This is a genomic window from Streptomyces albiaxialis (assembly GCF_039530985.1).
In the GTDB taxonomy this organism is placed as follows: domain Bacteria; phylum Actinomycetota; class Actinomycetes; order Streptomycetales; family Streptomycetaceae; genus Streptomyces; species Streptomyces albiaxialis.
On sequence record NZ_BAAAPE010000011.1, the window covers coordinates 273,307 to 297,349 of the forward strand.

A 24,043-nucleotide genomic window follows, 5' to 3' on the forward strand; every position below is an offset into this window, starting at 1 on the left:
ATCGCCGGTCCGCCGCCGGGCGGCGGGACCGGGTGCGCCGCTGTCAGACGACAGCGGTCCCGCAGGGCGGGCCCCGTGAGGTGATGACATGGACGAGGAGGAGGGGGCGCGGGCCCGGGACCTCGTGGTCGCGCCGCGTGCGCCGCGGCGGCGGGTCGGCGGGCGCCGGGGCGTGGACGACGGGCCGGCCGGCGCTCCAGCGCAGCGGCGCGAGCAGCACGCTGCCGCACGCCCGGCCCAGGCGGAAGACGGCCCGCTCGCCATGGGCCAGCCACAGCCCGGCCAGCAGCGCCGCCAGCAGGTGCGCGGCGAGCATGCCGGAGGACGACATGCCGTGGTGCGCGGCGCCGCCCGCCATGTCGGCCGCGCCGGTCATGTCGGCCGTCGCGTGACCGGCGTGCGCACCGTGCCCGCCGAGCCCGCCCGGTGGCGGGCCGTCCAGTTGCCCGCCCAGCCCGGCGCGCGTCACCAGCCGGACCGAACGGCTCTCCGAGAGCGTCGTCCCCGCCTCGCCGCACAGCAGATAGGAGGCCCACTGCTGGGCGAACGAGGGGGAGCCGTGCCCGGCCGTCCCCGGCCCGGGGCCCGCCGTGAGCGCCTGGGACCAGGAGAACGCGGTGTGCAGCGCCGTCTGGACGAGCGTCGCGGCGACGGTCACCGCGCCGACGCCCCGCTCCCTGCCGGTCAGCGGCCAGGTGGCGGCGCCCGTCACGGCGAAGGCGCCGCACAGGACCCACCAGGGCAGCGCGGTCCCGGACATCACGACGTGGCCGACGGCCGCGAGCAGCACACAGACGGCCGCGAACACCGCGGCACGCCCGGCGCGCACGCCCCGGTCCGTCGTCATCACGCCCCCATCGTTCCAGGCCCCTCCCCGACACTTGCCAGATGGTCGTACGGAGAGGGCCCCCGGTTCCCGGGACTCCCGAGGCTTCCGGAACTTCCGGGCGCCCGCTCAGGAGCCGGGCCGTACGACCTTCGCCGTCACGCGGACCGGCGGGCTGTGCGCGAACCGCAGCTCGAACGGCACGGTGTCGCCCGCCCGCCAGGAGCCCGCGTCCGGGGCCGTGAGCATCACGTTCGTCGACGTCGCGGACATCGCCACCGTCGTGCGCGCGGGCAGCGCGAGGGAGCCGGCCGTCTCCATCCGGCCCGCGCCCGACGCGGTGTGCGTGTGGCGGCTGAGCATGACGTGGCGTGCCCGGGGCGAGCGGACCGCCACCAGACGGTCGCCGGAACGGCCCGTGTTCCTGATCCGGAACGTGGCGGAGGTGTCCTCCCGGCCCGCGTACGTCAGGAACACGCGGGCCTCGCTCACGCGCAGCTCCGCCGGGGAGCCCGCACGGCCCGCCGCGGTCCAGGCGGTCAGCCCGAGCACCGTCACGGCGCACGCGGCGACGGGGACGCCGAGGGCCGTCACGGCGTCCGGGACGCCCTTCCTCCGTACGGTCATCGCGGCCTCCTCCTGGGCGCGGGCTCCCACGTGCGCAGCCGCAGGCTGTTGCCGACGACGAGGAGCGAGCTGAGGGACATCGCCAGCGCGGCCACCATCGGGTCGAGCCAGCCGACGGCGGCGAGCGGCAGGGTGACGGCGTTGTAGCCGAACGCCCAGACGAGGTTGGCGCGGATGGTGGCGAGGGTGCGCCGGGCCAGGAGCACGGCGTCGGCGACGGCGTCGGTCCCGGCCCGCACCAGCGTGACGTCGGCGGCGCCGATCGCCGCGTCCGTGCCGCTGCCCATCGCGATGCCGAGGTCGGCGCGGGCGAGCGCGGCGGCGTCGTTCACGCCGTCGCCGATCATCGCGACCCGGCGGCCCCCGGCGCGCAGCGCGCTCACGAGGTCGGCCTTGCCCTCCGGGGAGAGGGCGGCGTGGACCTCGGTGATGCCGAGTTCGGCGGCGACGGCGTGCGCGGTGGCCGCCCGGTCGCCGGTGGCCAGCACCGGCGTGATGCCGAGGCGGCGCAGCCGGTGGACGGCGCGGAAGCTGCCGGGGCGCGGCACGTCGCCCACGGACACGAGGGCCTCGACGGCGCCGTCGACCCGCACGGCCACGACCGTACGGGCGGCGCGTTCGGCCTCGGCGAGCGCCTCCGCGAGCGTCCCGTCGAGGGACGCGGCCAGCTCGGGGCCGACGGAACCGACCTCCACCCGGTGCCCCTCGACCGTTCCGCTCACCCCGGCGCCGGGCGTGGCCCGGAACCCGGTGACCTCGGGCTGCGGCCGTTCCGGCAGCGCCTTGCGCGCGCGGGCCGCGAGGGCCCGCCCCAGGGGGTGCTCGGAGCCCTGTTCGACGGCGCCCGCCAGCCGCAGCGCGGCCTCGGCGCCGATCCCGCCGGGCGCGGGCGTCACGTCCGCGACCGTCATCGTGCCCGTCGTGAGGGTGCCGGTCTTGTCGAGGAGCACGGTGTCCACGTGGCGGAGGGACTCCAGGGCGCGCGGGCCCGAGACCAGGATGCCCAGGCCCGCGCCGCGGCCCGTGGCGGCGAGCAGCGCCGTGGGGGTGGCGAGGCCGAGGGCGCAGGGGCAGGCGACGACGAGGACGGCCACCGACGCCGTGACCGCGACCTCCGCGTCGGCGCCCGCGCCGAGCCAGAAGCCGAGCACGGTGACGGCGACCGCGAGGACGGCGGGCACGAAGTGCCCGGCGACCCGGTCCGCGAGGCGCTGCGCACGGGCCTTGCCCGCCTGGGCCTCGCCGACCAGCCGCGCGATGCGGGCCAGTTTCGTGTCCGCGCCGACGGCCGTGGCCCGTACGGTCAGCAGGCCGCCCGCGTTGACCGCGCCGCCGACGGCCTCGCTGCCGGGCCCGACCTCCACCGGCTCGCTCTCGCCGGTGACCAGGGAGACGTCGAGGGCCGAGGCACCGCGCGCCACGACGCCGTCGGCGGCGACGCGTTCGCCGGGGCGGACGGTGAACTCCTCGCCGGTGCTGAGCCGTTCGAGGGGAACGGTGCGCTCGGCGCCGTCCCGCACCACCGTGACCTCCTTGACGGAGAGCGAGGCCAGCGAGCGCAGCGCGGCCCCCGTCCCGTCCCGCGCCCGGCCCTCCAGGTGCCGCCCGACCAGCACGAACAGCGGTACGCCCACGGCCGCTTCGAGATAGAGGTGCGCGGCGCCGCCGCCCCCGCCCGAGGGCCACAGCGTGAACGGCATCGTCGTCCCCGGTACGCCCGCTCCCCCGAGGAACAGCGCGTAGGAGGACCAGGAGAACGCCGCGACGACGCCGAGCGACACCAGCGTGTCCATGGTCGCGGCGGCGTGCCGCAGCCCGCGCAGGGCCCGCCGGTGCAGGGGCAGGCAGCCCCAGGTGACGACGGGCGCGGAGAGCGCGAAGCACAGCCACTGCCAGTTCCGGAACTGGAGCGCGGGCACCATCGACAGCACCAGGACCGGCACCGCGAGCAGCGCGACGGCCAGCAGCCGCCGCCGGGCTTCCTCCCGGCTCTCCTCCGGGGGCCCGGGGGCGGGCTCCGGTTCGGGCAGCCGGGCGGTGTAGCCCGCGCGTTCGACGGCGGCGACGAGCGCGGCGGGGCCGAGCGCGGCCGGGTGCCGGACGTCGGCGCGGCCGGTCGCGAGGTTCACCGACGCGGTGACGCCCTCCAGCGCGCCCAGCTTCCGCTCGACGCGGCGTACACACGCGGCGCACGTCATCCCGCCGACATCGAGCACGGTACGGGCGGGCTCCGCACGCACGGGCGCGCCCATCAGTGACCGCCCCCGTGCCCGTGCCCGCCGCCGGGCCCGCCCTCGGGCTCCCCCGGCGTGGACGACGGCTGGAGCCCGGGCGCGACGGGCCCGGCGAGCGCCCCGGCCGCGTAGGCGACACCGAACAGCGCGCCGAGCAGCAGAACGAATCCCACAAGTGAACGGACGGACGACATACGGGTGGTGCTCCGATACAGAAAAGGGATGGATACGGGCGTCAGACCATCAGCACGAACATCACCGCCATGCCCAGCGCCATCGCGCCATGACAGAGCAGGTCGTACGCCCGGTGGGGGACGGACGTACGGGAAGGGGCCGTACGGGGGGCGGGCGTACGCCCGTACGGCGTACCGACGGGTGCGGCGCGTGCCTCGTCGAAGCCGCGCGCCAGCCACCACAGCGCCCAGGCGAGGAAGAGCACGGCGAGGAGTCCGGCGGCGGCGCGTGCGCCCGGCGCGGTGAGGGACATCGTCGCCAGGCTGTCCGCGCCGCCGCCGTGGTGGTGGCCGCCCGCGTGCCCGCCGCCTCCCCCGCCGGTGTGGGAGGCGGGGCTCATGCCGTCCATGGCCCGGGCCATCGCGTCGAGCATCCACGCCATGGCCGCCATCGCGGCGGCGTGCGGGAGCGCGCCGCGCAACTCCCGTGCGCGCCCCGCGTCTCCGGGCCACGCGAGCGCGGCGAGCGGGTACCAGAGCGCGGCGGCGGCGAAGAAGGCGGTCTGCGGCCCGGCGGTCAGTTCCATGCCGCGGGGCCACGCCATGACGGCCATGGCCACGGCCATCACCGCGTGCAGCAGGTGCGAGACGCGGTACGGCCACCGTGGCGCCCGTACCGCGCGCCACGTCCCGTGGACGGCGAGCGCGGCGAACGCGAGGGTGAGGATCCAGCGGAGCCCGGTCGCGGCGATCACGCGGCCACCTCCGTACGGTCGCGGCCGCCGTCACCCGCGCGGCGCCGCCGCACCGCGCCCAGGGCGAGGTCCGAGGCGAGAAAGAGGACCAGCGGGATGCCGAACCACGGCAGCCAGTAGGCGAGCAGCGCGACCGCCACCGCGGCCGGGGCGAGCACCTTGCCGGGCACGTGGCGCCAGCCGCCGGGGGCGGGGGCGCGGCCGGGGCGGCGCAGCCACCACATGCGGTAGCCCCAGAGGATCATCGCGATCAGCGCGAGGGCGAGGAGCGCCAGCGCGATCTGGTTGGGCAGTCCGAACAGCAGGCCCATGTGCGCGTCGATGCCCCAGCGGGAGAGCTTCGCGAGGACCGGGTAGTCGTCGAAGCGGAGCGTCGCGGTGACCTTCCCGGTGTCCGGGTCGACGGCGACGGAGTCCTGCCGTACGGGCCAGGAGCGGGTGTCCTCCTTCACCGTGTACGCCGTGCCCTTGCCGGACGGGGGCGTGACCTCCAGCACGCCGCCGAGCCCGGCGCCGCGCGCGGCCCGTACGGCGCCGTCGAACCCGGCGGCATCGGACCCGGCACGCTCGGACCCGGCACGCTCGGACCCGCCGCCGCCGGCGGACCGGCGCTCCGTGCCCGGCAGTTCGGTGGAGACGGCGGGCGTGGCGCTGTCGAAGCGGGAGCGGAGGCTGTCGACGGTGGTGCCCGCGTACGCCGACCAGGTCAGCCCCGTCGCCGACAGGCCCAGCAGTCCCGCGGCGGCCCACAGCCCGACGGCGCCGTGCCAGGAGCGCACGCGCCGCCGCCCCGCCGGGGCGCCCGGTTCGGGCAGCAGCGTGCGGCGCAGCCGCGCGCGGGAGCGGCGGGCGCCGATCCACAGCGCGAGCCCGCCCGCGACCTCGACCCACAGCCAGCTCGCGGCGATCTCGCTGTAGTTGCGGCCGAGGTCGCCGAGGTGGAGGTTGCGGTGCAGGTCGTCGAACCAGGCGCGGACGGGCAGCCACTGGCCGAACGTCTCCAGGGTGCCCAGCACCTCGCGGTCGTAGGGGTTCACGAACGCGGTGCGGGTGTATCCCTCGCGCAGCCCCGGCTCCTCGAAGACGACCCGCGTGCTGTCGTCGGGGCCCGCGCCGGTCCGTACCTCGGTGAGGGTGCCGTCGGGCACGGACTTCTCGGCGGCGGCTATCTGCTCCGCGAGCGGGGCCCGCTCCCGGCCGGATCCGGGATCGACCTTCAACTCGTGCCGGTACACGGCCTGTTCGACCTGCGGCATCACCGTGTAGAGCAGCCCGGTGACGGCGGCGACGAGCAGGAACGGGCCGATGACGACGCCCGCGAAGAAGTGCGCGCGCAGCAGGATCCGCCGCAGCCCGCGCCAGGTCCCGCCGTTGCTCCCGGTGCTCCCGGTCCCGCCGGCGCCGTCCTTCCCCGGGGGCGGAGCCGGGGGCTCCTCCCGCTGTACGCCGGCGAGGGTGCTGGTCATGCTGCTGTCCTTCCGTGCCGCCCGCGGTCGTGGAGCGGGTCCGGGAGAGTCAGTCGGAGGGCGTACGGGGCTGGTTCCGGGCCGTGCCGCCTTTACTCGTTCTTAACGCCGCCCGGCATGCAAGGCCTCGTGAAGATTGCCGGAACACGGCAGTGCGGCGGCCCCGTCACCTCGCCAGAATGCCTGTACGGCAAGCGCGGCGGGACCCGGCAATGCCGGACACCGGCAGCGGTGCGTCGGAGTCGGGGTCCCGGCAAGAGGACAGGGACAGCGATCGGGGGGTGGGGGAATGCGGACGTTCGCCGAGGCGGCACTGGCGTTCCCCACGGTCTGCTTCTCCGCCGCGCTCGCCGTGGTCGTCGTCTTCTGGCTGCTCGTCGCCGTGGGCGCCGCCGAGGGCGAGGGGCCGGGCGGCTGGGTGTGGGGCGGGGTCCCGCTCACCGTCGGGTTCTCGTTCCTGGCCGCGTTCGCCTGGTTCCTGAGCCTGGCCGCCATGGCGCTGCTCGCGCCGCTCGGCCTGTCGGGGACGCCGGGCAGGCTCGCCGGGAGCGCGGTGCTCGTGACGGCCCCGCTGCTCGGGTGGCGCGCCGCCCGGGCGCTCCTCCGGCCGCTCGCCGCGCTCTTCCCCGACGAACCCCCGCCGTCCCGCGCCGACTTCGTGGGCCTGACGTGCGTCATCCGCACCGGGCGCGTGGACGCGGGCTTCGGCCAGGCCGAGGTCAGATCGCGGGACGGCTCCACGGCGCTCGTCCAGGTCCGGCAGTACGGCGACGAGGCCCTGGCGCTCGGCGACACCGGGCTGCTGTACGCGTACGAGGCCGACGGCGAGTTCTTCTGGGTCGCCCGCTTCGACGACGCGCTGCCCGGCGCCTGACTCTCCCCTCCCCCACCGCTCTTCTTCCGCTGTCCGCTTCCACCGAGGACTTCACATGGATGCCATCACCGTGGGCATCGGCGTGCTCGTCGCCGTTGTCCTGCTCATCGTCCTGGCCGCGCTGTTCGTCATGACCCGGCTCTTCCGCAAGGTGGCGCAGGGGCGGGCGCTGATCGTCTCCAAGATGCGGAAGGTCGATGTGACCTTCACCGGGCAGGTGGTGCTGCCCGTGCTGCACAAGGCCGAGGTGATGGACATCTCGGTGAAGACGATCGACATCGCCCGCATGGGCAAGGACGGGCTGATCTGCCGGGACAACATCCGCGCGGACATCCGCATCTCGTTCTTCGTGCGCGTCAACAAGACCGTCGAGGACGTCATCAAGGTCGCGCAGGCGATCGGCACCGAGCGGGCCAGCGACCAGGACACGCTCCAGGCGCTGTTCAACGCGAAGTTCTCCGAGGCGCTCAAGACCGTCGGCAAGCACATGGACTTCGCCGACCTCTACACCAAGCGGGACGAGCTGCGCGACAGCATCATCCGTGTGATCGGCACCGATCTGAACGGCTACAGCCTCGAAGACGCCGCGATCGACTACCTGGAGCAGACGCCGCTCGCCCAGCTCGACCCGTCCAACGTGCTGGACGCGCAGGGCATCCGGAAGATCACCGAGCTGACGGCCGTCGAGCACGTGCGCACCAACGAGTTCCAGCGCGACGAGGAGAAGGAGATCACCCGGCAGAACGTCGACGCGCGCGAGGCCATCCTGGAGCTGGAGCGCCGTCAGGCGGACGCCGAGATCAAGCAGAAGCGCGAGGTCGACACCGTACGCGCCCGCGAGGAGGCCGAGACGGCGCGGGTCGCGGAGGAGGAGCGGCTGCGCGCCCAGGGCGCGTTCCTGCGGACCGAGGAGCAGCTCGGGGTGCAGCGCGAGAACCAGGCGCGCGAGGTCGAGGTCGCGCGCAAGAACCGCGAACGCGTCATCGCCATCGAGAGCGAGCGCATCGAGAAGGACCGCGTCCTGGAGGTCATCGCCCGCGACCGGGAGACGGAGCTGACCCGGATCGCCGCCGAGAAGGAGGTCGAGGCGGAGCGCCGGGACATCGCCGAGGTCATCAGGGAGCGCGTCGCGGTGGACCGTACGGTCGCCGAGCAGGAGGAGTCCATCAAGAAGCTGCGCGCCGTCGAGGAGGCCGAGCGCGAGCGGCAGGCCGTGATCATCGCCGCGGAGGCCGAGGCGCAGGAGCGGCTCGTCAAGGACATCAAGGCCGCCGAGGCCGCCGAGCAGGCCGCCACGCACAAGGCCGCCGAGGAGATCACGCTCTCCGAGGCCCGGCTGAAGTCCGCGGACCTGGACGCGCAGGCCAAGGCCCGGCTCGCGGAGGGCGTCAAGGCCGAGAAGGCCGCCGAGGGCCTCGCCGCGGTCCTGGTCCGGGAGAAGGAGGCCGACGCGATCGAGAGGGCGGGCGAGGCCGAGGCCCGCGCCACGGAGGCCCGGATGCGTGCGGAGGCCGAGGGCACCGAGGCCACCCTCAAGGCCGAGGCGGCGGGCCTGACCGAGAAGGCCGCGGCGATGGCGGCGCTGGACGAGAGCTCCCGCGCGCACGAGGAGTACCGGCTGCGCCTGGAGACGGAGAAGGACATCCGGCTCGCGGGGATCGACGTGCAGCGGCAGGTGGCCGAGGCGCAGGCGACCGTGCTGGCGACGGGCCTGGAGAACGCCGACATCAGCGTCGTCGGCGGCGAGTCGGTCTTCTTCGACCGGCTGATGTCGTCCATCGCGCTCGGCAAGGGCGTCGACGGCTTCGTCCAGCACTCCGAGACCGCGCAGGCCCTGGCCGGGCCGTGGCTGGACGGCACGGCGAGCTTCACCGAGGACCTCACGCGGCTGGTCGGCTCGGTCTCCACGTCCGACGTGCGGAACCTGACGGTGTCGGCACTGCTGATGAAGTTGATGAGCGGCGGTGGCGACCGCTCCCAGCAGTTCGGTGAACTGCTCGACAAGGCCCGGCAGCTCGGCCTCGCCGACATGCCGCTCGCCGAGCTGAACGGAGACGGCAAGGCCTCCGCCGCGCGGAGCTGACCAGGCCGTGTCCTGCGGATCGTGGGTGCCTCGCGTCTCGGGACCGGGCAGGGGCTGCCCCTCCTCTCCGCCGCAGTCCGCGGGTTGGGGTCGGTTGCTCGCGCAGTTCCCCGCGCCCCTGACGGGGCGCTCCGAGGAGCGCCCTCAAGGGGCGCGGGGAACTGCGCGACAAGCCACGACGCAGCCGCGGCCTGCGGGGCACCGCACGGGGCAGCCCCTGCCCAGTAGCCACCACTGACGACCAGGAGGGAACCCACCCATGACCGAGGGGCTCGACACCGGGACCTACGAGGTGCTGCGGGACCGGCTCGTCGCGCGAGCCGGGGATCTGGCCGCGCGCACCGAGGCGCTCAACGCGCGCCGCACCGAGGAGTTCGGCTCGACGCGCCTCGCGCTCGACGGCTCCGCGCGGCTGCGCACCGGGCAGCCCTGCGTGCCGCGCGACCTCGTGGCCGTCGGCCCCCACCTGCTCTTCGGCCGCGACCCGGCCGCCGGGCTCCCCCGCGAGGCCGGGCGCGAGACCGGCCCCGAGGACGTGTTCGGGCTGTACGACGGCGAGCTGGAGCCGCTGCCGTACGACGCCGTGCCCGGGCTGCTCGACGACGCGGACTTCCGGCGGGAGTTCGCGGCCCTGCACCGCTACTACCGGGGCGCGCGGCTGCTGCGGCTGCGGCGCACCGAGGGCAGGCTCCTCGCCGTCTTCCGGACCGGCGAGAAGCCCGGCGACGTGCGCGTGCTGCGCTGGGTCCTCGCGGACGACGGCACGAGCGCCCGGTTCCTCGACGCGCGCGGCGAGCGCGACCACGTCCTCCCGCCGCCCCACGACGTCACCTGGACGGACACGACCCGCGCCGACCACGTCCTCGGCCGGCACCCTCATGTCGCCGTCGGCGAGGGCCTGTTCGTCTCGACGGTCGGCGGCGCCCTCACGCTCAAGACCGAGGACGACACGGAGACCGGCGAGGGCGTCTGGTCCGAGCCCGTCTCCGAGCCGCTCCAGTCGCTCGCGGACGCCGGGATCGCGTACGCCCGCGCGGGCGCCCTCACCCTGCTGCGCGTCCTCCCGTACAAGGAGGAGCACGCCCGCTACCTGGCGTTCAGCCGGCTCACCGGGGCCGTCGTCCGGCTCGACGGCATCGGGCAGGGCTGCCGCAGGCTGCCGGAGGACCAGGGCGTGGTCTTCCCCGGCGGGTACTGCCTGGCGGACGGCACGGCGAAGACGTTCGACGCCGTGGACACGGACGGGCTGGAGTACGAGCGGACGGTGCGCGCGCCCAACGGCGAGGACGTGCTGTTCGCGTTCCACGCCGAGGCGGCCGGGCGCGGCCTGCTGCTGTCGTACAACACCATCCGCGAGGAGTTCGCCGCGCCGCTGGTCTGCCGGGGATACGCGCTCTTCGACGACGGGACGCTGCGCGTGCTGCGCACCGAGCCGGGGACGGGCGAGCCCGCGCGGGTGCACCCGCTGCAGACCTGGACGTCGCCCTACGCCACCGACACCTGGGCCGCCGCGCGCTCCGCGGGCGGCGGTGCCCTCGCCCGGATCGGCAACGCCGACCTGGTCCGGGGCATCGCCGACTGCCTGACCGTCGCGCGCACCGCCACGGAGACCACCCCGACGGCCGAGGTCTACCAGGAGCTGCTCGCCCTCTGCGCGCGGACCGCCGACAGCCACCCCTGGCTCGGCGACGCGGAGACCGGCGGCCTGCTCGCGCCGCTGGAGGAGGTGCGGAGCACGGCGGGCCAGGTGCTGGCCGAGTTCGAGACCGTACGGGAACTGACCCGGCAGGCGGCCGACGCGCTCGACGAGGCCGCGGCGCGGATCGCCTCGGTGGTGCGCGGGCTGCGCGGCCAGGCGCCCCGCACCGCCGTCGGCTGGGTCGAGGGGCTGACCGCGCTCCGCCGGGCGCACGGGCATCTGCTCGCCCTGAAGGAGACGCGGTACGCGGACACCGGCCGTATCGACGCGCTGGCGGCGGACGCCGAGTCCGAGCTGGCCTCCTACGGGCAGCGCGCCGTGAACCACCTCGCCGACGCGGGCGCCTTCGCCGCCTACCACGAGGACGTCGAGGAACTCGTCGCGGAGGCCGGGGCGCTGACCACCGCCGCCGCGGCGGGCCCCGTCGCCGGGCGGATCGACGAGCTGGCCGACGGGCTGCGCACCGTGACCGACGTCGTCTCCGCGCTCGACACCGGCGACGCGACCGTGCGCACCGCCGTCCTGGAGCACATCGCCGCCGTCCTCGGCGCCGTCAACCGGGCCCGCGCCACGCTGGAGGCCCGGCGGCGCGCGCTGCTCGCGGAGGAGGGCCGGGCCGAATTCGGCGCCGAGTTCGCGCTGCTGGGCCAGGCCGTCGCGGGCGCGCTCGCCGCCGCGGACACGCCGGAGGCGTGCGACGAGGAGCTGGCGCGGCTGCTCGTACGGGTGGAGAACCTGGAGTCCCGCTTCGCGGAGGACGACGCGCACCTGGCCGAACTCGACGCCAAGCGCGCCGAGATCCACGAACTCCTCTCCGCGCGCAAGCAGTCCCTCGCCGACGCCCGCTCCCGCCGCGCGGAGCAGCGCGCCGCGGCCGCGTCCCGCGTGCTGCGCACCCTCGCCCGCCGGGCGCGCGAACTGCCCGACGCCGACGCCGTGTCCGCGTTCTTCGCCTCCGACCCGATGGTCGCCAAGGTCCGCCGCACGGCCGAGGAGCTGCGGGAACTCGACGAGCCGGGGCGGGCGCAGGAGCTGGACGACCGGCTCGCCGCGCTCGGCCAGGAGGCCGCGCGCGCCCTGCGCGACCGGGACGACCTCTACTCCGACGGCGGCCGGACCGTACGCCTGGGGCGGCACCGCTTCGCCGTCAACACCCAGCCCCTCGACCTCACGCTCGTCCCGCACGGCGACGGCCTCGCCCTCGCCCTCTCCGGCACCGACTACCGCGCGCCCGTCACCGACCCGGACTTCCTCGCCACGCGCCCGTACTGGGACCGCGCCGTCCCGTCCGAGTCCCCCGCCGTCTACCGGGCCGAGCACCTGGCCGCGCGGCTCCTCGCCGAGCACGGCGCCGAGGCCCTCGCGGCGACGGACGACCTCGCGGGCCTGGTGGAGCGCGCCGCGCGGGACGCCTACGACGAGGGGTACGAGCGCGGCGTCCACGACCACGACGCGGCCCTGATCCTCGCCGCGCTGCTGCGGCTGCGCGAGGGCGCGGGCCCGCTGTGCCACGAACCGGCCGCGCGCGCCGCGGCCCAGCTCTTCTGGGCGCACGGCACGGACGCCGGCCGGCGCACCGCCTGGGCGCGGCGCGCGGCCTCGCTCGCCCGGGCCCGCGACGCCTTCGGGGCGCACGAGGCCGTCGCGGAGCTGAAGGACGAACTGGCGGAGGCGCTGGCGGAGTCGGTGTCGGGGTCCATGGCGGGGTCCTTGCCGGAACCGGAGGAGGCCGACGCGGGACCCCTCTCGTCAGCGGCCGCCGCGTACCTCTTCGACGAACTCACCCTCTCCCCCGAGGGCTTCGTGCTGAGCGCCGCGACGCGCACGCTCCTCGACAAGTTCCGCCGCACCGCCGACGCCGGGGCGTACGAGAGCGACCTCGCCGCGCTCGACCGGCTCGCCGACCGGCGGCAGCTCGCCGAGACGTGGCTCGGCTCGTACGCGCGCGCCGCGGGCGAGCCCCTCGCGCCGGGCGACCTGGCCGAGGCGGTCGCCGCCGAACTCTGCCCCGACCTCCCCCGCTACGCCCTGGAGGCGCCCGTCGAGGAGCGGGTCACCGGGCTGCTCGGCGCCCACCCGCGCGTCGAGGACGGGGCGCTGACGCTGCGGATCGACGAGTTCCTCGCCCGTACGGACGGCTTCCGCGCCCACGACGTGCCCGGGTTCCGCGCGTACCAGCGGCAGCGGACCGCGCTGGTCGCCGCCGAGCGGGAGCGGCTGCGGCTGGAGGACCACCGGCCGCGCGCGCTGTCGTCGTTCGTGCGCGGGCGGCTCGTGGACGAGGTCTGCCTGCCGCTCGTCGGCGACAGCCTGGCCCGCCAGATGGGCACCGCCGACGCGGCGGGCGCGGGAGGCGGCGGCACGGGAGGCCTGCTGCTGCTCGTCTCGCCGCCGGGCTACGGCAAGACGACGCTCATGGAGTACGTCGCGGAGCGGCTCGGCCTCGTCCTGGTCAAGGTCAGCGGCCCGGCGCTGGGCCACGCCGTGACCTCGTTCGACCCCGCCGAGGCGCCCAACGCGATGGCCCGGCAGGAGGTCGAGAAGATCAACTTCGCGCTGGAGGCGGGCTCCAACACCCTCCTGTACCTGGACGACATCCAGCACACCTCCCCCGAGCTGCTCCAGCGCTTCATCCCGCTGTGCGATGCCACGCGCCGCGTCGAGGGCGTGTGGAACGGCCGGGCACGCACGTACGACCTGCGGGGCAAGCGCTTCGCCGTGTGCATGGCGGGCAACCCGTACACCGGCGACGGCAGCCGCTTCCGGGTGCCGGACATGCTCGCCAACCGCGCGGACGTATGGAACCTGGGCGATGTCCTCACCGGCAAGGAGCACCTCTTCGCCCTCAGCTTCGTCGAGAACGCGCTGACCTCGCACCCGCTCCTCGCCCCGCTCGCCGACCGCGTGCGCGACGATCTCGGCGTGCTCGTCCGCCTCGCGGAGCAGGACCCTTCGGCACGCGCCGACCAGCTCGCCCGCCCCCTCCCGGCGGCCGAACTCGACCAGGTCCTCGCGGTGCTGCGCCATCTGCTCACCGCCCGCGCGACGGTCCTCGACGTCAACCGCGCCTATCTCGCGTCCGCCGCGCAGAGCGACGCGACGCGCACGGAGCCGCCGTTCCGGCTCCAGGGCTCGTACCGCGACATGAACAAGATCGCCCGTCGCGTCCAGCCCGTCATGACCGACGCCGAGCTGCACGCGCTCGTCGAGGACCACTACGCCGCCGAGGCCCAGACCCTCACCAGCGGCGCCGAGGCGAACCTCCTCAAGCTCGCCGAGCTGCGCGGCGCCCTCACCCCCGGACAGGCCGCGCGCTGGGAGGAGATCAAGCGCACCTCCGTCCGCGCCCGGGCCCTCGGCGGCGACGAGGCCGACCCGGTGGCACGCGCCGTCGGCGCTCTCGGCCTGCTCGCGGACCGGGTCGCGGCCGTCGAGTCGGCGATCACCCGCGCGACGGACGGGCGTTGACCCGCGTACGCCTGTCACCGGCCGCGACGCCTCCCGTACAGTCCGTACGGTGGAGATCCGAGCAGAGGCCGAAGCCGCGTCCGCCGCGCCCCTCCCCGAGGCCGACCCCGCGCTCGTGGAGCGCTGGGGGGCCGGGGGAGGCGCCCTCGTCGACCTGCTGACCGAGGTGCGCGGGCGGTACGGGGGCGTCGCCGCGTTCCGCCTCGGCCCGGCGCGGACCGTGCTGGTGACCGAGCCGCACGCCGTCCAGCACGTCCTCGCCCGGCGCCCCGAGGTGTACGTCAAGCGCTCGCACCGGGCCCGGCTCCTCGTCGGCGACGGCGTCCTGTCCGCCACGGGCCCGGCGTGGAAGCGCCAACGCCGCCTGCTCCAGCACCAGTTCACCGGCCCGGGGATGCGCCGCCACGAGCGGCGGATCGAGGAGGCGGCGCGGTGCACCGCCGAGCGCTGGGAGGCGTACGCCCGCTCCGGCGAACCCCTCGACGTCGGGCGCGAGATGCACCGCTTCGCCCTGGACACCATCTGGCGCACCCTCACCGGGCGCCCCCTGGACGAGGACACCGAGCACGAGCTGAACGCCGTGCAGGCCGTCGCGGAGGTCCTGCCCACGCTCCCCGCCGACACGGGGGACGCGCGCGAGGCCGTCGCCGACGAGCTGGCCCGTATCGACGCGGTCGCCCACCGCGCCATGGCCGAGGCCCGCGCGGGCGAAACCGGCGACCTGCTGCGCGTCCTGACCGACGCCGCCGAGGAGCACCCCGAGTACACCGACCAGCTCGTCCGCGACGAGCTGGTCACCCTCCTCGCCGCCGGTCACGAGACCACGGCCACCACCCTGACCTGGCTCTACCTCCTCCTCGACCGCCACCCCGAGGCCCGCGAACAGGCCCTGGCGGCGGGCCCGGAGGGCTCTCCGGAGCGCCGCAAGGCCATCCAGGCCCTCGTCCAGGAGACCCTCCGCCTCTACCCGTCGGCCTGGATCCTCCCCCGCCACGCGGCCGAGTCCGACACCCTCGCGGGGTACGCCGTCGAGGCGGGCGCCGACCTCCTGGTCTGCCCCTACCTCACCCACCGCGACCCGGCCCTGTGGCCCGACCCCGAGCGCTTCGACCCCGGCCGCTTCCGCACCCCGGACGCCCGCCCCGCCCACCCGGGCGCCTACTACCCCTTCGGCCTCGGCCCCCGCGCCTGCCTCGGCACCCAGTTCGCCCTCCGCGAGTCCACCTCCCTCCTCGAACGCCTCCTCCCCGCCCATACCCCGGCCTTCCACGCCACCCCCACGACCACGTCCTTCGGCTTCACGGTCCGCCCGAAGGGCCCGACGGAGGCGACGCTGTCCCGCTGAGGGGTGCCGTCCGGCGGGCGGTGCGACCATGGGCGGATGGAAGCAGGGCCGGAGCTGCGTCAGGCGTGCCGGGCGGCCGGGATCGGGGTCGTCGCGGCCAGTGAGCACACGGGGGCACCCCGTGTGCACCGCGCGCTGCCCTCGCTCTCCGCACGGCTCGTCGTCGGGCTCGGGGCGCCCTTCGAGGTGGAGTACGACGGGCGGGCCGAGCGGTTGGGGGCCGTCGTCGCCGGGCTGATGCGGCCCGGGGCGGGCACGGCCGGCCAGGTGCTGCGGCCCGGGCAGCCGATGGTGTACGCCGAACTGTCGCTCCCGGCGATGCGGCGGCTGACCGGGGTGCCGCCCCGCGAGGTGGACGCGGGCGGCGTGCGCGCCGAGGCGCTGCTGCCGTGGGTGGACGAGCTGGCGGAGGAGCTGGCGGGACTGCCACCGGAGCGGCGCGCGGAGGTGATGCGCGTACGGCTGCTGGCGCGGCTGGAACGGGCCCGGCCCGCGGACGTCCCCCGGGACGTCGTGGAGACGATGCGGCTCATCGGCGCCTCCCAGGGGCGCGTGCCCGTGGACGAGCTGGCGCGGCGCGCGCATCTGAGCCCGCGTCAACTGCGGCACGTGATGGGGCGGGAGCTGGGCGTCGGCCCGAAGTTCGCCTCCCGCGTCGCGCGGTTGTCGGCGGCCGTGGAGCGGGCCGGAGCCGGGGCCGGTTCCTGGGCGCGGGTCGCGGCGGAGTGCGCGTACCACGACCAGAGCCATCTCGTACGGGACTTCACCGCCCTCATGCGGACGTCGCCGTCGGCGTGGCTCGCGGAGGAAGGGCGCGACCTCGGGGGCTGGCACCGACCCGTCCCGTAGGCCCCTAGACGGCCGTGGGTCCCGGCGACCGCGACCCCGGCCCCGGCCCCGGCCCCGGGCGGTCAGTCGGCGCGCAGCGACCGGAGCATGCGGTCGAGGGCCGCGGTGGTGTGCGCCAGGTCCCCGGGCCCGGCGGAGGGGGAGGCCAGCCAGAGCGCCGCCTCGTTCATCGCCCCCGACAGCAGGTGGACCAGGGGCGCGACGGGTTGCGGGGTGATGACGCCCGCTTCGGCGAGGGCGGTCAGCGCCTCGGTGAGATGACGGGCCGAGGCGGCCTCGTCCATGGCCCGCCACTCGTTCCAGCCGAGCACGGCAGGGCCGTCCACCAGCATGACGCGCTCGGCCTCCGGCGCCGTGGCGGCGGCGAGGAACTCCCGGCACCCGGCCGTCAGTTGCTCCCACGGGTCCTCCCGCGCCTCGGCCGCGGCGGCCACCCGCAGCGCCACCTCGCGCTGGGCCTCCTCCAGGACCGCCCGGAAGAGGTCCGTCTTGCCGCCGGGGAAGTGGTGGTAGAGCGCGCCCTTGGTGACCCCGGCGGCCCGGACCAGCTCGGCCAGCCCGACGGCCGCGTAGCCGCGCTCCGAGAAGAGCCGCCTGCTCTCCCGCAGCAGCGCCAGCCGGGTCCGCTCCCGCTGCCGCTCCCGTACGCCCTGCTCCGGCACCACATGCCCCTCTCGTTGACATACCAACGGTACGCCGAATAGCGTGCACCCCACCTTGACATACCGATGGTATGCGAAAACGAGAGGGGTTGGGTTCCGCGATGCGACTGACCAGCCTGTACGCGGTGATCTGCACGGCGCGGCTGAAGGAGTCCCGCGACTTCTACACCGGCCTGCTGGGCTTCACGACGACTTTCGAGGCGGACTGGTACGTCAGCCTCCGGCACCCCGGAGGCCCGGGCGCCCCCGCAGAGGCGGGGTACGAGCTGGCCCTCCTCGACCACACCCACCCGACCCTCCCGGAGGACCGTCGCGCCACCGCCCGGGGGCTGCTGCTCAACTTCGAGGTCGAGGACGTGGACGCGGAGTGGCAGCGGCTCGTCGTCCGCGAGGGGCTGGAGCCCGTTCTCGGCCTGCGCAGCGAGGAGTTCGGGCAGCGGCACTTCATCGTGGCCGACCCCGACGGCGTCCTGATCGACGTCATCACCCCCATCGCCCCCACCGGGGAGTACGCCGCCCAGTACGCGTAGTACGCGCAGCACGCGCAGAGCAGCCAGGGGCCTCAGGAGTGCAGTGCCTCGCGCAGGGCGCGTACCTGGTCGGCGAGGCTGCGCTCGCTGACGCGGGCCTGCGGGAAGAGGAGGTCGAAGCCGTGAACGGCCCCGGGGACCTGGACGAGTTCGGTGGTGACACCGGCGGCGGACAGGCGCGCGGCGTAGTCGCGGCCCTCGTCGCGGAGCGGGTCGATCTCCGCCACGGCGATGTAGGCGGGCGGCAGCCCGCCGAGGTCGGCGGCGCGGATCGGGAAGGCGTACGGGTCGTTGCGGGCGGCGTGGCTGTCCTGCGCGTAGTACCGCACGGCCAGTTCCAGCGCGGCCCGGTTCAGGACCGGGGTGTCGGTGAACTCCCGTGCCGAGCCGGTGGCCAGGCCGGCGTCCACGCCCGGGTAGGTCAGGGACTGGAAGAGCAGGCGCGGGCCTGACCGGTCGCGGGCGCGCAGCACGGTGGAGGCCGCGATGTTCCCCCCGGCGCTGCCGCCGGCCACCGCGATGCGCGCGGGGTCGCCGCCGAGTTCGGCGGCGTGGGCGGCGATCCAGGTCAGGGCCGCGTAGGCGTCGTCGGCCCCGGCGGGGAAGGGGTGTTCGGGGGCGAGGCGGTAGTCGACGGAGACGACGACGGCACGGACGTCGCGGGCGTAGCGCAGGGACCGCCCCTCCTCGGCCTCGGGGGACCCGTAGGTGTAGGCGCCGCCGTGCACGTAGAGGATCATCGGCAGCTCCTCGGCCGTGCGGGGCCGGTAGACCCGCAGCCGCAACTGCCCGCCGGGGCCGGGGATGTGCAGGTCCCGGACCTCGACGCGGTCGTCGGCGGGGGTGTCGGGGAGGTCGCGCAGGAGCGCGTAGCGCTCGGGGTCGGCGAGGACCTCGTCCAGGCCGTGGACGGGGAAGACGCCGGTGTCGGCGGTGTCGAGAAGCGTCTGGATCTCGGGATCGACGGCGGGGACGGACATGGCTGAGGGCCACCTTCCAAGGTGTGGACCGGGGATTCTCCCGGTGCTCGCGTGCGGAACGGCTTCAGTCTCCGCCGGTCCCGGACGGCCCAGAAGTGGCCCGGGGGCCACTATCTGCAACTATTGGGCCATGACTGTCGCGACGCCTCACCACGTGGCCGTTCTCGCCCTCGCACCGGTGGTGGCCTTCGATCTGAGCATCCCGGCCCAGATGCTGGCCGGGGTCGGGACGGGCGCGGGAGACGCGGCCTACGAGGTGCGCACCTGCACCCCGGACGGCTCCCCGGTGCCGACGGTGAACGGGTACGGCGTCACGCCCCAGGGCGACCTGTCCCTGCTGGAGCACGCCGACACGGTGATCGTCGCGGGGACCCGCTGCCCCGCCGTGGTCGAGGACGGCGCGGTGGACCCCCGTGTCGCGGAGGCGCTGCGCGCGGCCCGGCGGCACGCCCGGCTGGTGTCCCTGTGCACCGGCTCGTTCGTCCTCGCCGCCGCCGGTCTGCTGGACGGCGGCCGGGCCGCGACGCACTGGCGCTACGCACGGCAGTTCAGGCGGCTCTTCCCCGCCGTCGATCTCGACACCAATCCGCTGTTCGTCGCCGACCGGGGCATCCTCACCTCGGCCGGCGGCGCCGCGGCCATCGACCTGTGCCTGCACCTGGTCCGGGAGGACCACGGCAGCGCGGTGGCGAACCGCGTGGCCCGCTACAACGTGGTCGCGCCCCTGCGGGACGGCGGGCAGGCCCAGTACGTCGAGCACCCGGTCCGGGAGGACGCGGGGACCTCGACGGCGGGGGCGCGGACGCTGATGACGGAGCACCTGGACCGGCGGCTGTCCCTCGGGGACCTCGCCGCGCACTGCCACATGAGCGTACGGACGTTCACCCGCCGGTTCCGGCAGGAGACCGGGCTCTCCCCCGCCGCCTGGCTCGCCTCCGCGCGGCTGGAGCGCGTGCGCCACCTGCTGGAGTCCACGGAGCTGCCCGTGGACGACATCGCGGCCAGGACCGGGCTCGGCAGCGGGACGAACCTGCGGCAGCGCATGCGGGACGCCCTGGACACCACGCCGTCCGCCTACCGCAGGGCGTTCCGCTCCCGTCAGTCCACGGCGGTCCCCTCCAGCTCGACCATCAGCGGCGGGAGCGCGAGCCGGGGCACCCCGAGCATCGTCGTCGCCGGTGCCGCCCCGGCGGCGCCGAGCCGCGAGGCCAGCACGCCGTAGTGCTGGAAGAGCAGGTCCACGTCCGTGGCGTAGACGTTGAGCCGGACCAGGTGCGCGAGGGACATGCCGGCCTCGCCGAGCACGGCCTCCAGGTTGTCCAGGCTGAGCGCCAACTGCGCCCCCATGTCACCCGCGTGCAGGGGCTCGCCCTCGCCGCTCATCGCGGTCTGCCCCGCGAGGTACAGGGTCCGGGCGGGGCCGGTGACCAGCTCGCCCTGGTTGTACCCCCGTTCCACGGACCACGCCCACGGGTTGACCGCCGTTCTCTCCACAGCCACTTGAGGTCCCTTCGTTCGATCGGCAGTGCGTACGTCACGCACGTCACGCTCGGAGAGCCTGCCAACAGATCACGACACCCTGTGTCACGTATTCGGTAGGGTTTTCGCATGCGCGCCAACCGGTTGGTCTCGCTGGTGCTGCTGCTGCGCCAGCGCGGACGGCTGTCCGCGGCCACGCTCGCCCGCGAGCTGGAGGTGTCCACCCGCACCGTGCTGCGCGACATCGAGGCGCTGTCCGCCGCGGGCGTCCCCGTCTACGCCGAGCGCGGGCGGCACGGCGGGTTCGCGCTGCTGCCCGGCTTCCAGACGCGGCTGACCGGGCTGAGCCAGGACGAGGCGCTCGCCCTGATGGTCGCCGGATCGCGGCGCGGCACCCAGGTGTTCGGCCTCGGCTCGGCGCTCGCCTCGGCCATGCTCAAGGTCGTGGACGCGCTGCCCGACAGCTACCAGGAAACGGCGGCCGACGTCGCCGAGCGGTTGCTCGTCGACCCGGAGACCGACCTCCTCTCGCGCAGGCGGACCGCCGAGGAGATTCCCGACGCGATCGTGACCGAGGTCCGGCGCGCGGTGCTGGCCGGGCGCAAGCTGCGGCTGCGCTACGCGCCCGTGGACCGGGCCCCGGCATGGCGCACGGTGGACCCGCTCGGCCTCGTCACGGTCCGCGACCAGGGCTACCTGCTGGCCACCCGGTCGGGCGCCGACCGCACCTACCGGCTGTCCCGGGTGCGGGCCGCCGAGGCGCTCGACGAGCCCGCCCAGCGGCCCGACCGGATCGACCTGGGCCGGGTCTGGCAGGAACGCGGCACACGCTTCCGGACCGGCGGCGACCAGGTCGCCGTGCACGTACGGGTGGACCCGGGGCGGCGCGAGGAACTGGTGGGCACCGCGCTGGCCGTACGGTCCGAGGAGGCCGAGCCGGACGGCAGACTGCGGATGGAGGTCACCTTCCAGGACGCGCGGCACGCCGAATGGGCGCTGTGGCAGCTCGCCACGTCCGCGGAGGCCCTCGCCCCCGAGTGGCTGCGCGCCTCCCTGCACGACCGCGCCACGGCACTCGCCGCGCACTACGGGGCCTCCGGCGACGGACGCTGACGGCGTTGACGGGCGGCCAGACGAAGCGCCGCTAGGAGGAGCCGGTCACCGTGGGGTAGTCCGTGTATCCCTCCGCGCCACCCGCGAAGTGCGTGTCGCGGTCGTCGGCGGCGAGGGGGTGGCCGTGGGCGAATCGATCGACGAGGTCCGGATTGGCGATGAAGGGGGCGCCGAAGGAGACCGCGTCGGCCAGTTGCCGTTCGAGCAGCTCGTTGCCGCTCGCTTGTGTGAAGCCGAGGCCGGCGATGACGGCGCCGTCGTAGTGGGCGCGGTAGCGGGTGAATGCGGTGAGGGTGTCGGTTCCTGTGCCGGGTTCGGGGCCGAGGAGGTGGAGGTAGGCCAGGTTGCTGTCGCCCAGGCGCTTGAGGAGCTGGTCGTACTCGTCCAGCGTCTCGGCGTCCGCGGTGAAGGCGGGTCCGTGATTCCAGTAGGGCGAGAGTTTGATCCCGATGCGGTCGCTGCCCCACACGCCGGCGACGGTGTCCACGACGTCGAGGAGGAACCGGGCCCGCTTTTCGCTGGTGCCGCCGTAGGCGTCGGTGCGCTGGTTGAGCCGTGGGTTGAGGAACTGGGCCACGAGGTGGGATATCTGCGCGTGGATCTCCAGGCCGTCGAATCCGGCGCGCAGCGCGTTGGCGGCTGCCTGCCGGTAGGCGCCGATCGTGGTGGCGATCTCCGCGGCGCTCAGGGCCCGTGGGGTGAGGGAGTCCTTCGGCCCTTCGGGGGTGTAGGACATCTCGTGGGGATTGATCGCCGAAGGGCCGGCGGGGAGCCTGCCGCCGTGGTGATCCGGGTGGGAGGCGGCGCCGGCGTGGCCGAGTTGCGAGACGATCCTGCCTCCCGCGGAGTGCACAGCTTCGGTGACCTTGGTCCAGCCGGCGGTCTGCGCTTCGGTGTAGATGCCGGGGACGTTGATGAAGCCGATCGCGTCCGTGCTGACCCAGGTCCCTTCGCTGATGATCAGGCCGGCGCCGGCGCGCTGCGTGTAGTAGGTGGCGTGCAGGGCGGTGGGGGCCAGTTCCTCGTTGTCGGCCCGGGAGCGCGTCATGGGAGCCATGACGACGCGGTTGGGCAGCCTGAGCGCGCCCAGTTGAACAGGCCGCAGGAGGGGCTGGGCGCCGGGTGCCGAGGTCGGGTCGGACATGAACATCTCTTTCGTGAGGCGAGGCGCTCCGCGCGGACACGAGGAGCACGAGCGGGTTGGCGGGATCAGTCCTGCTTGAGGGCGTGGAGGGCGGACACGGGACCGCCGAGCTGCATGAGGCGTCCTCCCTCGCGCAGCGTTCCGAGGTCGACGGGGGCGAAGCCGAACTCGGAGGTCAGATCTCTCACGCTGTTCTTGGCATCGGCGTCGTCACCGGCGAGGAACAGCACCTGACGCCCCGCCTCGTGGCGGGGATCGGCTGCGATGAACTGCCCGTAGAGGGCGTTGAACGCCTTGACCACGCGTGCGCCGGGAAGCAGGGAGGCCACGTATTCGCTGCCGGTGAGGTCGCCCAGGTCGGCGATCTCCGGTTCCGGGGAAAGGGTGGCGAACTGGTTGGTGGCGTCGATGACGACGGTTCCGTCCAGGCGGGGGAGCCCGGCGACGGCGTCAGGGATCCGCGGCCAGGGGACCGCGAGCACGACGAGGTCCGCGGCGGCGGCCTCCTCGGGAGTCGCGGCTGCCGCGAGCGTGCCGAGGTCCTCGACCAGCGGGGCCAGGGAGGCGGGTCCTCGGCTGTTGCTGAACACGACCTCGTGGCCGTGACGGATCGCGTGCCGGGCGATGGCCTGGGCGATTTCTCCGGCTCCGAGCATTCCGATCTTCATCAGGCGGCCTCGTTTCCGGAATCGGCCGTCCGCGGTGTGGTGAGCAGGACGGTTCCGCTCTTGGCCGGGCGGCGGGCGTGCTCGATGGCCGCCTTGAAGTCGGCGAGGTCGTAACTGGCCGCGACGTCGAGCAGATCCGGCGTGTTCTGCGCCAGGTCCCGGGCGAAGGCGACATCCTCAGCCCGCTCCCCGGGGGTGCGGCTCGTCCAGTGCAGTATCGACACTCCCCGCACCGTCAGCTCCCGCGCCATGAGCGGCAGCGCCTCCAACGATGTCGTGCCGGAACTCAGATGTCCGTAGGAGATCAGAGTGCCGCCGTCGGCGAGCAGTTCGGCGAGGTCCTGGGTCATGGGGCCGCCGACGCAGTCGAGGACCACCTGGACGCCCCGCTCACCGGCATGGCGGCGGACTTGTTCCCGCCAGTCGTCGTCGCACGTCGCGATCGTGGGCTGGGAGGGGTACAGCGTCCGCGTCTTCTCGGCACCGGAGGTGCTGCGCACGAGGTTGATCAGCCGCAGGTCGTGCCGGACCGCGGCTGCGCCGACCAGCCTGCCGATGGACGATCCGGCGGCGGTCTGGAGAACCGGACCCGTCTGCCCGCGCAGGGCCTTCTCGATCGCGCGGTACAGCATGCGCAGCGTCAGCGGGTTGACCAGCATCAGGGCCGCGGTCTCGTCGCCGACCCCGTCCGGCACCGGCACCGCCAGATCGGCTGGGACCGCGACGAAGTCGCCCCACGTTCCCGGCGCCGGGAAAACCGCCACCCGCTGGCCTGGGCGCAGTGTGCGGACGTCCGCTCCGACGCTCTCGACGACGCCCATCCCCTCCACTCCGGGAGTCCGGGCCCCCGACTGCTGTTCGGGCTGGCCCGGCAGACCCTCCACACCGATCAGGTCCCCCGGATGGATGGGCCGGACCAGCATGCGGACCAGGACCTCTCCGCCGCCGGGAGTCGGCCTGCGGGCCCCCTCCCTCAGCGTCAGTACCCGTGCGGCTTCCCCTTGCCGCGTGTGCTCCACGGTGCGCATAGGCGCCTCCACTCGCTCTTTGATGATGTCCATCATTAAA

The 24,043-nt window shown here is 74.9% G+C and carries 19 protein-coding genes and 1 pseudogene; 8 read left to right on the forward strand and 12 right to left on the reverse strand.

Going from position 1 to position 24,043, the window contains the following annotated elements:
- Positions 1-43: 43 nt before the first annotated feature.
- From ABD343_RS21830 to ABD343_RS21855, 6 genes are all read right to left on the reverse strand, one after another.
- Complete coding sequence (locus ABD343_RS21830; RefSeq protein ID WP_344530940.1) at positions 44-847, reverse strand: hypothetical protein; 804 nt, start codon at positions 845-847, stop codon at positions 44-46.
- Positions 848-955: 108 nt separating this feature from the next.
- Positions 956-1,453 (reverse strand): copper chaperone PCu(A)C, encoded by a 498-nt coding sequence (locus ABD343_RS21835; RefSeq protein WP_344530749.1) that lies wholly within the window; start codon positions 1,451-1,453, stop codon positions 956-958.
- Positions 1,450-3,705: a heavy metal translocating P-type ATPase gene (locus ABD343_RS21840; RefSeq protein ID WP_344530751.1), complete on the reverse strand. Its 2,256-nt coding sequence runs from the start codon at positions 3,703-3,705 to the stop codon at positions 1,450-1,452. The genes ABD343_RS21835 and ABD343_RS21840 overlap by 4 nt, the downstream gene beginning before the upstream one ends.
- Positions 3,705-3,860 (reverse strand): hypothetical protein, encoded by a 156-nt coding sequence (locus tag ABD343_RS21845; protein WP_344530753.1) that lies wholly within the window; start codon positions 3,858-3,860, stop codon positions 3,705-3,707. Before ABD343_RS21845 ends, ABD343_RS21840 begins: the two co-directional genes overlap by 1 nt.
- 62 nt (positions 3,861-3,922) lie before the next feature.
- Positions 3,923-4,615, reverse strand: a complete 693-nt coding sequence (locus ABD343_RS21850) for a DUF5134 domain-containing protein (protein ID WP_344530755.1) — start codon at positions 4,613-4,615, stop codon at positions 3,923-3,925.
- The gene (locus tag ABD343_RS21855) at positions 4,612-6,081 is read right to left on the reverse strand and encodes a PepSY-associated TM helix domain-containing protein (protein ID WP_344530757.1); all 1,470 of its coding nucleotides are present in this window, start codon (positions 6,079-6,081) and stop codon (positions 4,612-4,614) included. The genes ABD343_RS21850 and ABD343_RS21855 overlap by 4 nt, the downstream gene beginning before the upstream one ends.
- A 289-nt stretch (positions 6,082-6,370) precedes the next feature.
- Between ABD343_RS21855 and ABD343_RS21860 the strand changes: the two genes are divergently transcribed.
- From ABD343_RS21860 to ABD343_RS21880, 5 genes are all read left to right on the forward strand, one after another.
- Complete coding sequence (locus ABD343_RS21860) at positions 6,371-6,955, forward strand: hypothetical protein (protein ID WP_344530759.1); 585 nt, start codon at positions 6,371-6,373, stop codon at positions 6,953-6,955.
- A gap of 55 nt (positions 6,956-7,010) precedes the next feature.
- Positions 7,011-9,038 carry an SPFH domain-containing protein gene (locus tag ABD343_RS21865; protein WP_344530761.1) on the forward strand — a complete coding sequence of 676 codons (2,028 nt, stop codon included), beginning with the start codon at positions 7,011-7,013 and terminating at the stop codon, positions 9,036-9,038.
- A gap of 259 nt (positions 9,039-9,297) precedes the next feature.
- Positions 9,298-14,205 carry a DNA repair ATPase gene (locus tag ABD343_RS21870; protein WP_344530763.1) on the forward strand — a complete coding sequence of 1,636 codons (4,908 nt, stop codon included), beginning with the start codon at positions 9,298-9,300 and terminating at the stop codon, positions 14,203-14,205.
- A gap of 49 nt (positions 14,206-14,254) precedes the next feature.
- Positions 14,255-15,550 (forward strand): cytochrome P450, encoded by a 1,296-nt coding sequence (locus tag ABD343_RS21875; protein ID WP_344530765.1) that lies wholly within the window; start codon positions 14,255-14,257, stop codon positions 15,548-15,550.
- A gap of 36 nt (positions 15,551-15,586) precedes the next feature.
- A complete protein-coding gene (locus tag ABD343_RS21880) occupies positions 15,587-16,399 on the forward strand; it encodes a helix-turn-helix domain-containing protein (RefSeq protein WP_344530767.1) in 813 nt (270 codons plus the stop codon).
- Positions 16,400-16,461: 62 nt separating this feature from the next.
- Here the strand turns inward: ABD343_RS21880 and ABD343_RS21885 are convergent, their stop codons facing one another.
- On the reverse strand, positions 16,462-17,061 hold the full coding sequence (locus tag ABD343_RS21885; protein WP_344530942.1) for a TetR/AcrR family transcriptional regulator: 600 nt from the start codon (positions 17,059-17,061) through the stop codon (positions 16,462-16,464).
- Between the two features lie 101 nt (positions 17,062-17,162).
- Here ABD343_RS21885 and ABD343_RS21890 point away from each other — a divergent pair, with 101 nt between their 5' ends.
- Positions 17,163-17,591 (forward strand): VOC family protein, encoded by a 429-nt coding sequence (locus ABD343_RS21890; RefSeq protein ID WP_344530769.1) that lies wholly within the window; start codon positions 17,163-17,165, stop codon positions 17,589-17,591.
- 32 nt (positions 17,592-17,623) lie between these two features.
- Here the strand turns inward: ABD343_RS21890 and ABD343_RS21895 are convergent, their stop codons facing one another.
- Positions 17,624-18,571, reverse strand: coding sequence for an alpha/beta hydrolase (locus tag ABD343_RS21895; RefSeq protein WP_344530771.1), 948 nt, complete (start codon positions 18,569-18,571; stop codon positions 17,624-17,626).
- Between the two features lie 130 nt (positions 18,572-18,701).
- Here ABD343_RS21895 and ABD343_RS21900 point away from each other — a divergent pair.
- Positions 18,702-19,667 (forward strand): annotated as a pseudogene (locus ABD343_RS21900) (GlxA family transcriptional regulator); the annotation flags it as partial.
- A gap of 2 nt (positions 19,668-19,669) precedes the next feature.
- Here ABD343_RS21900 and ABD343_RS21905 read toward each other — a convergent pair.
- Positions 19,670-20,065, reverse strand: coding sequence for a RidA family protein (locus tag ABD343_RS21905; protein WP_344530944.1), 396 nt, complete (start codon positions 20,063-20,065; stop codon positions 19,670-19,672).
- A gap of 114 nt (positions 20,066-20,179) precedes the next feature.
- On the opposite strand from ABD343_RS21905, the gene ABD343_RS21910 reads away from it, so the two are divergent.
- Entirely contained in the window at positions 20,180-21,163 is a 984-nt protein-coding gene (locus tag ABD343_RS21910; RefSeq protein WP_344530773.1) for a helix-turn-helix transcriptional regulator, read from the forward strand.
- 31 nt (positions 21,164-21,194) lie between these two features.
- On the opposite strand, the gene ABD343_RS21915 is transcribed toward ABD343_RS21910, so the two are convergent.
- The 3 genes from ABD343_RS21915 to ABD343_RS21925 form a co-directional block, all read right to left on the reverse strand.
- Complete coding sequence (locus ABD343_RS21915) at positions 21,195-22,307, reverse strand: alkene reductase (RefSeq protein WP_344530775.1); 1,113 nt, start codon at positions 22,305-22,307, stop codon at positions 21,195-21,197.
- 65 nt (positions 22,308-22,372) lie between these two features.
- Positions 22,373-22,975, reverse strand: a complete 603-nt coding sequence (locus ABD343_RS21920; RefSeq protein WP_344530777.1) for an NADPH-dependent F420 reductase — start codon at positions 22,973-22,975, stop codon at positions 22,373-22,375.
- Positions 22,975-24,003, reverse strand: a complete 1,029-nt coding sequence (locus ABD343_RS21925; protein WP_344530779.1) for a zinc-binding dehydrogenase — start codon at positions 24,001-24,003, stop codon at positions 22,975-22,977. The genes ABD343_RS21920 and ABD343_RS21925 overlap by 1 nt, the downstream gene beginning before the upstream one ends.
- Positions 24,004-24,043: the final 40 nt, after the last annotated feature.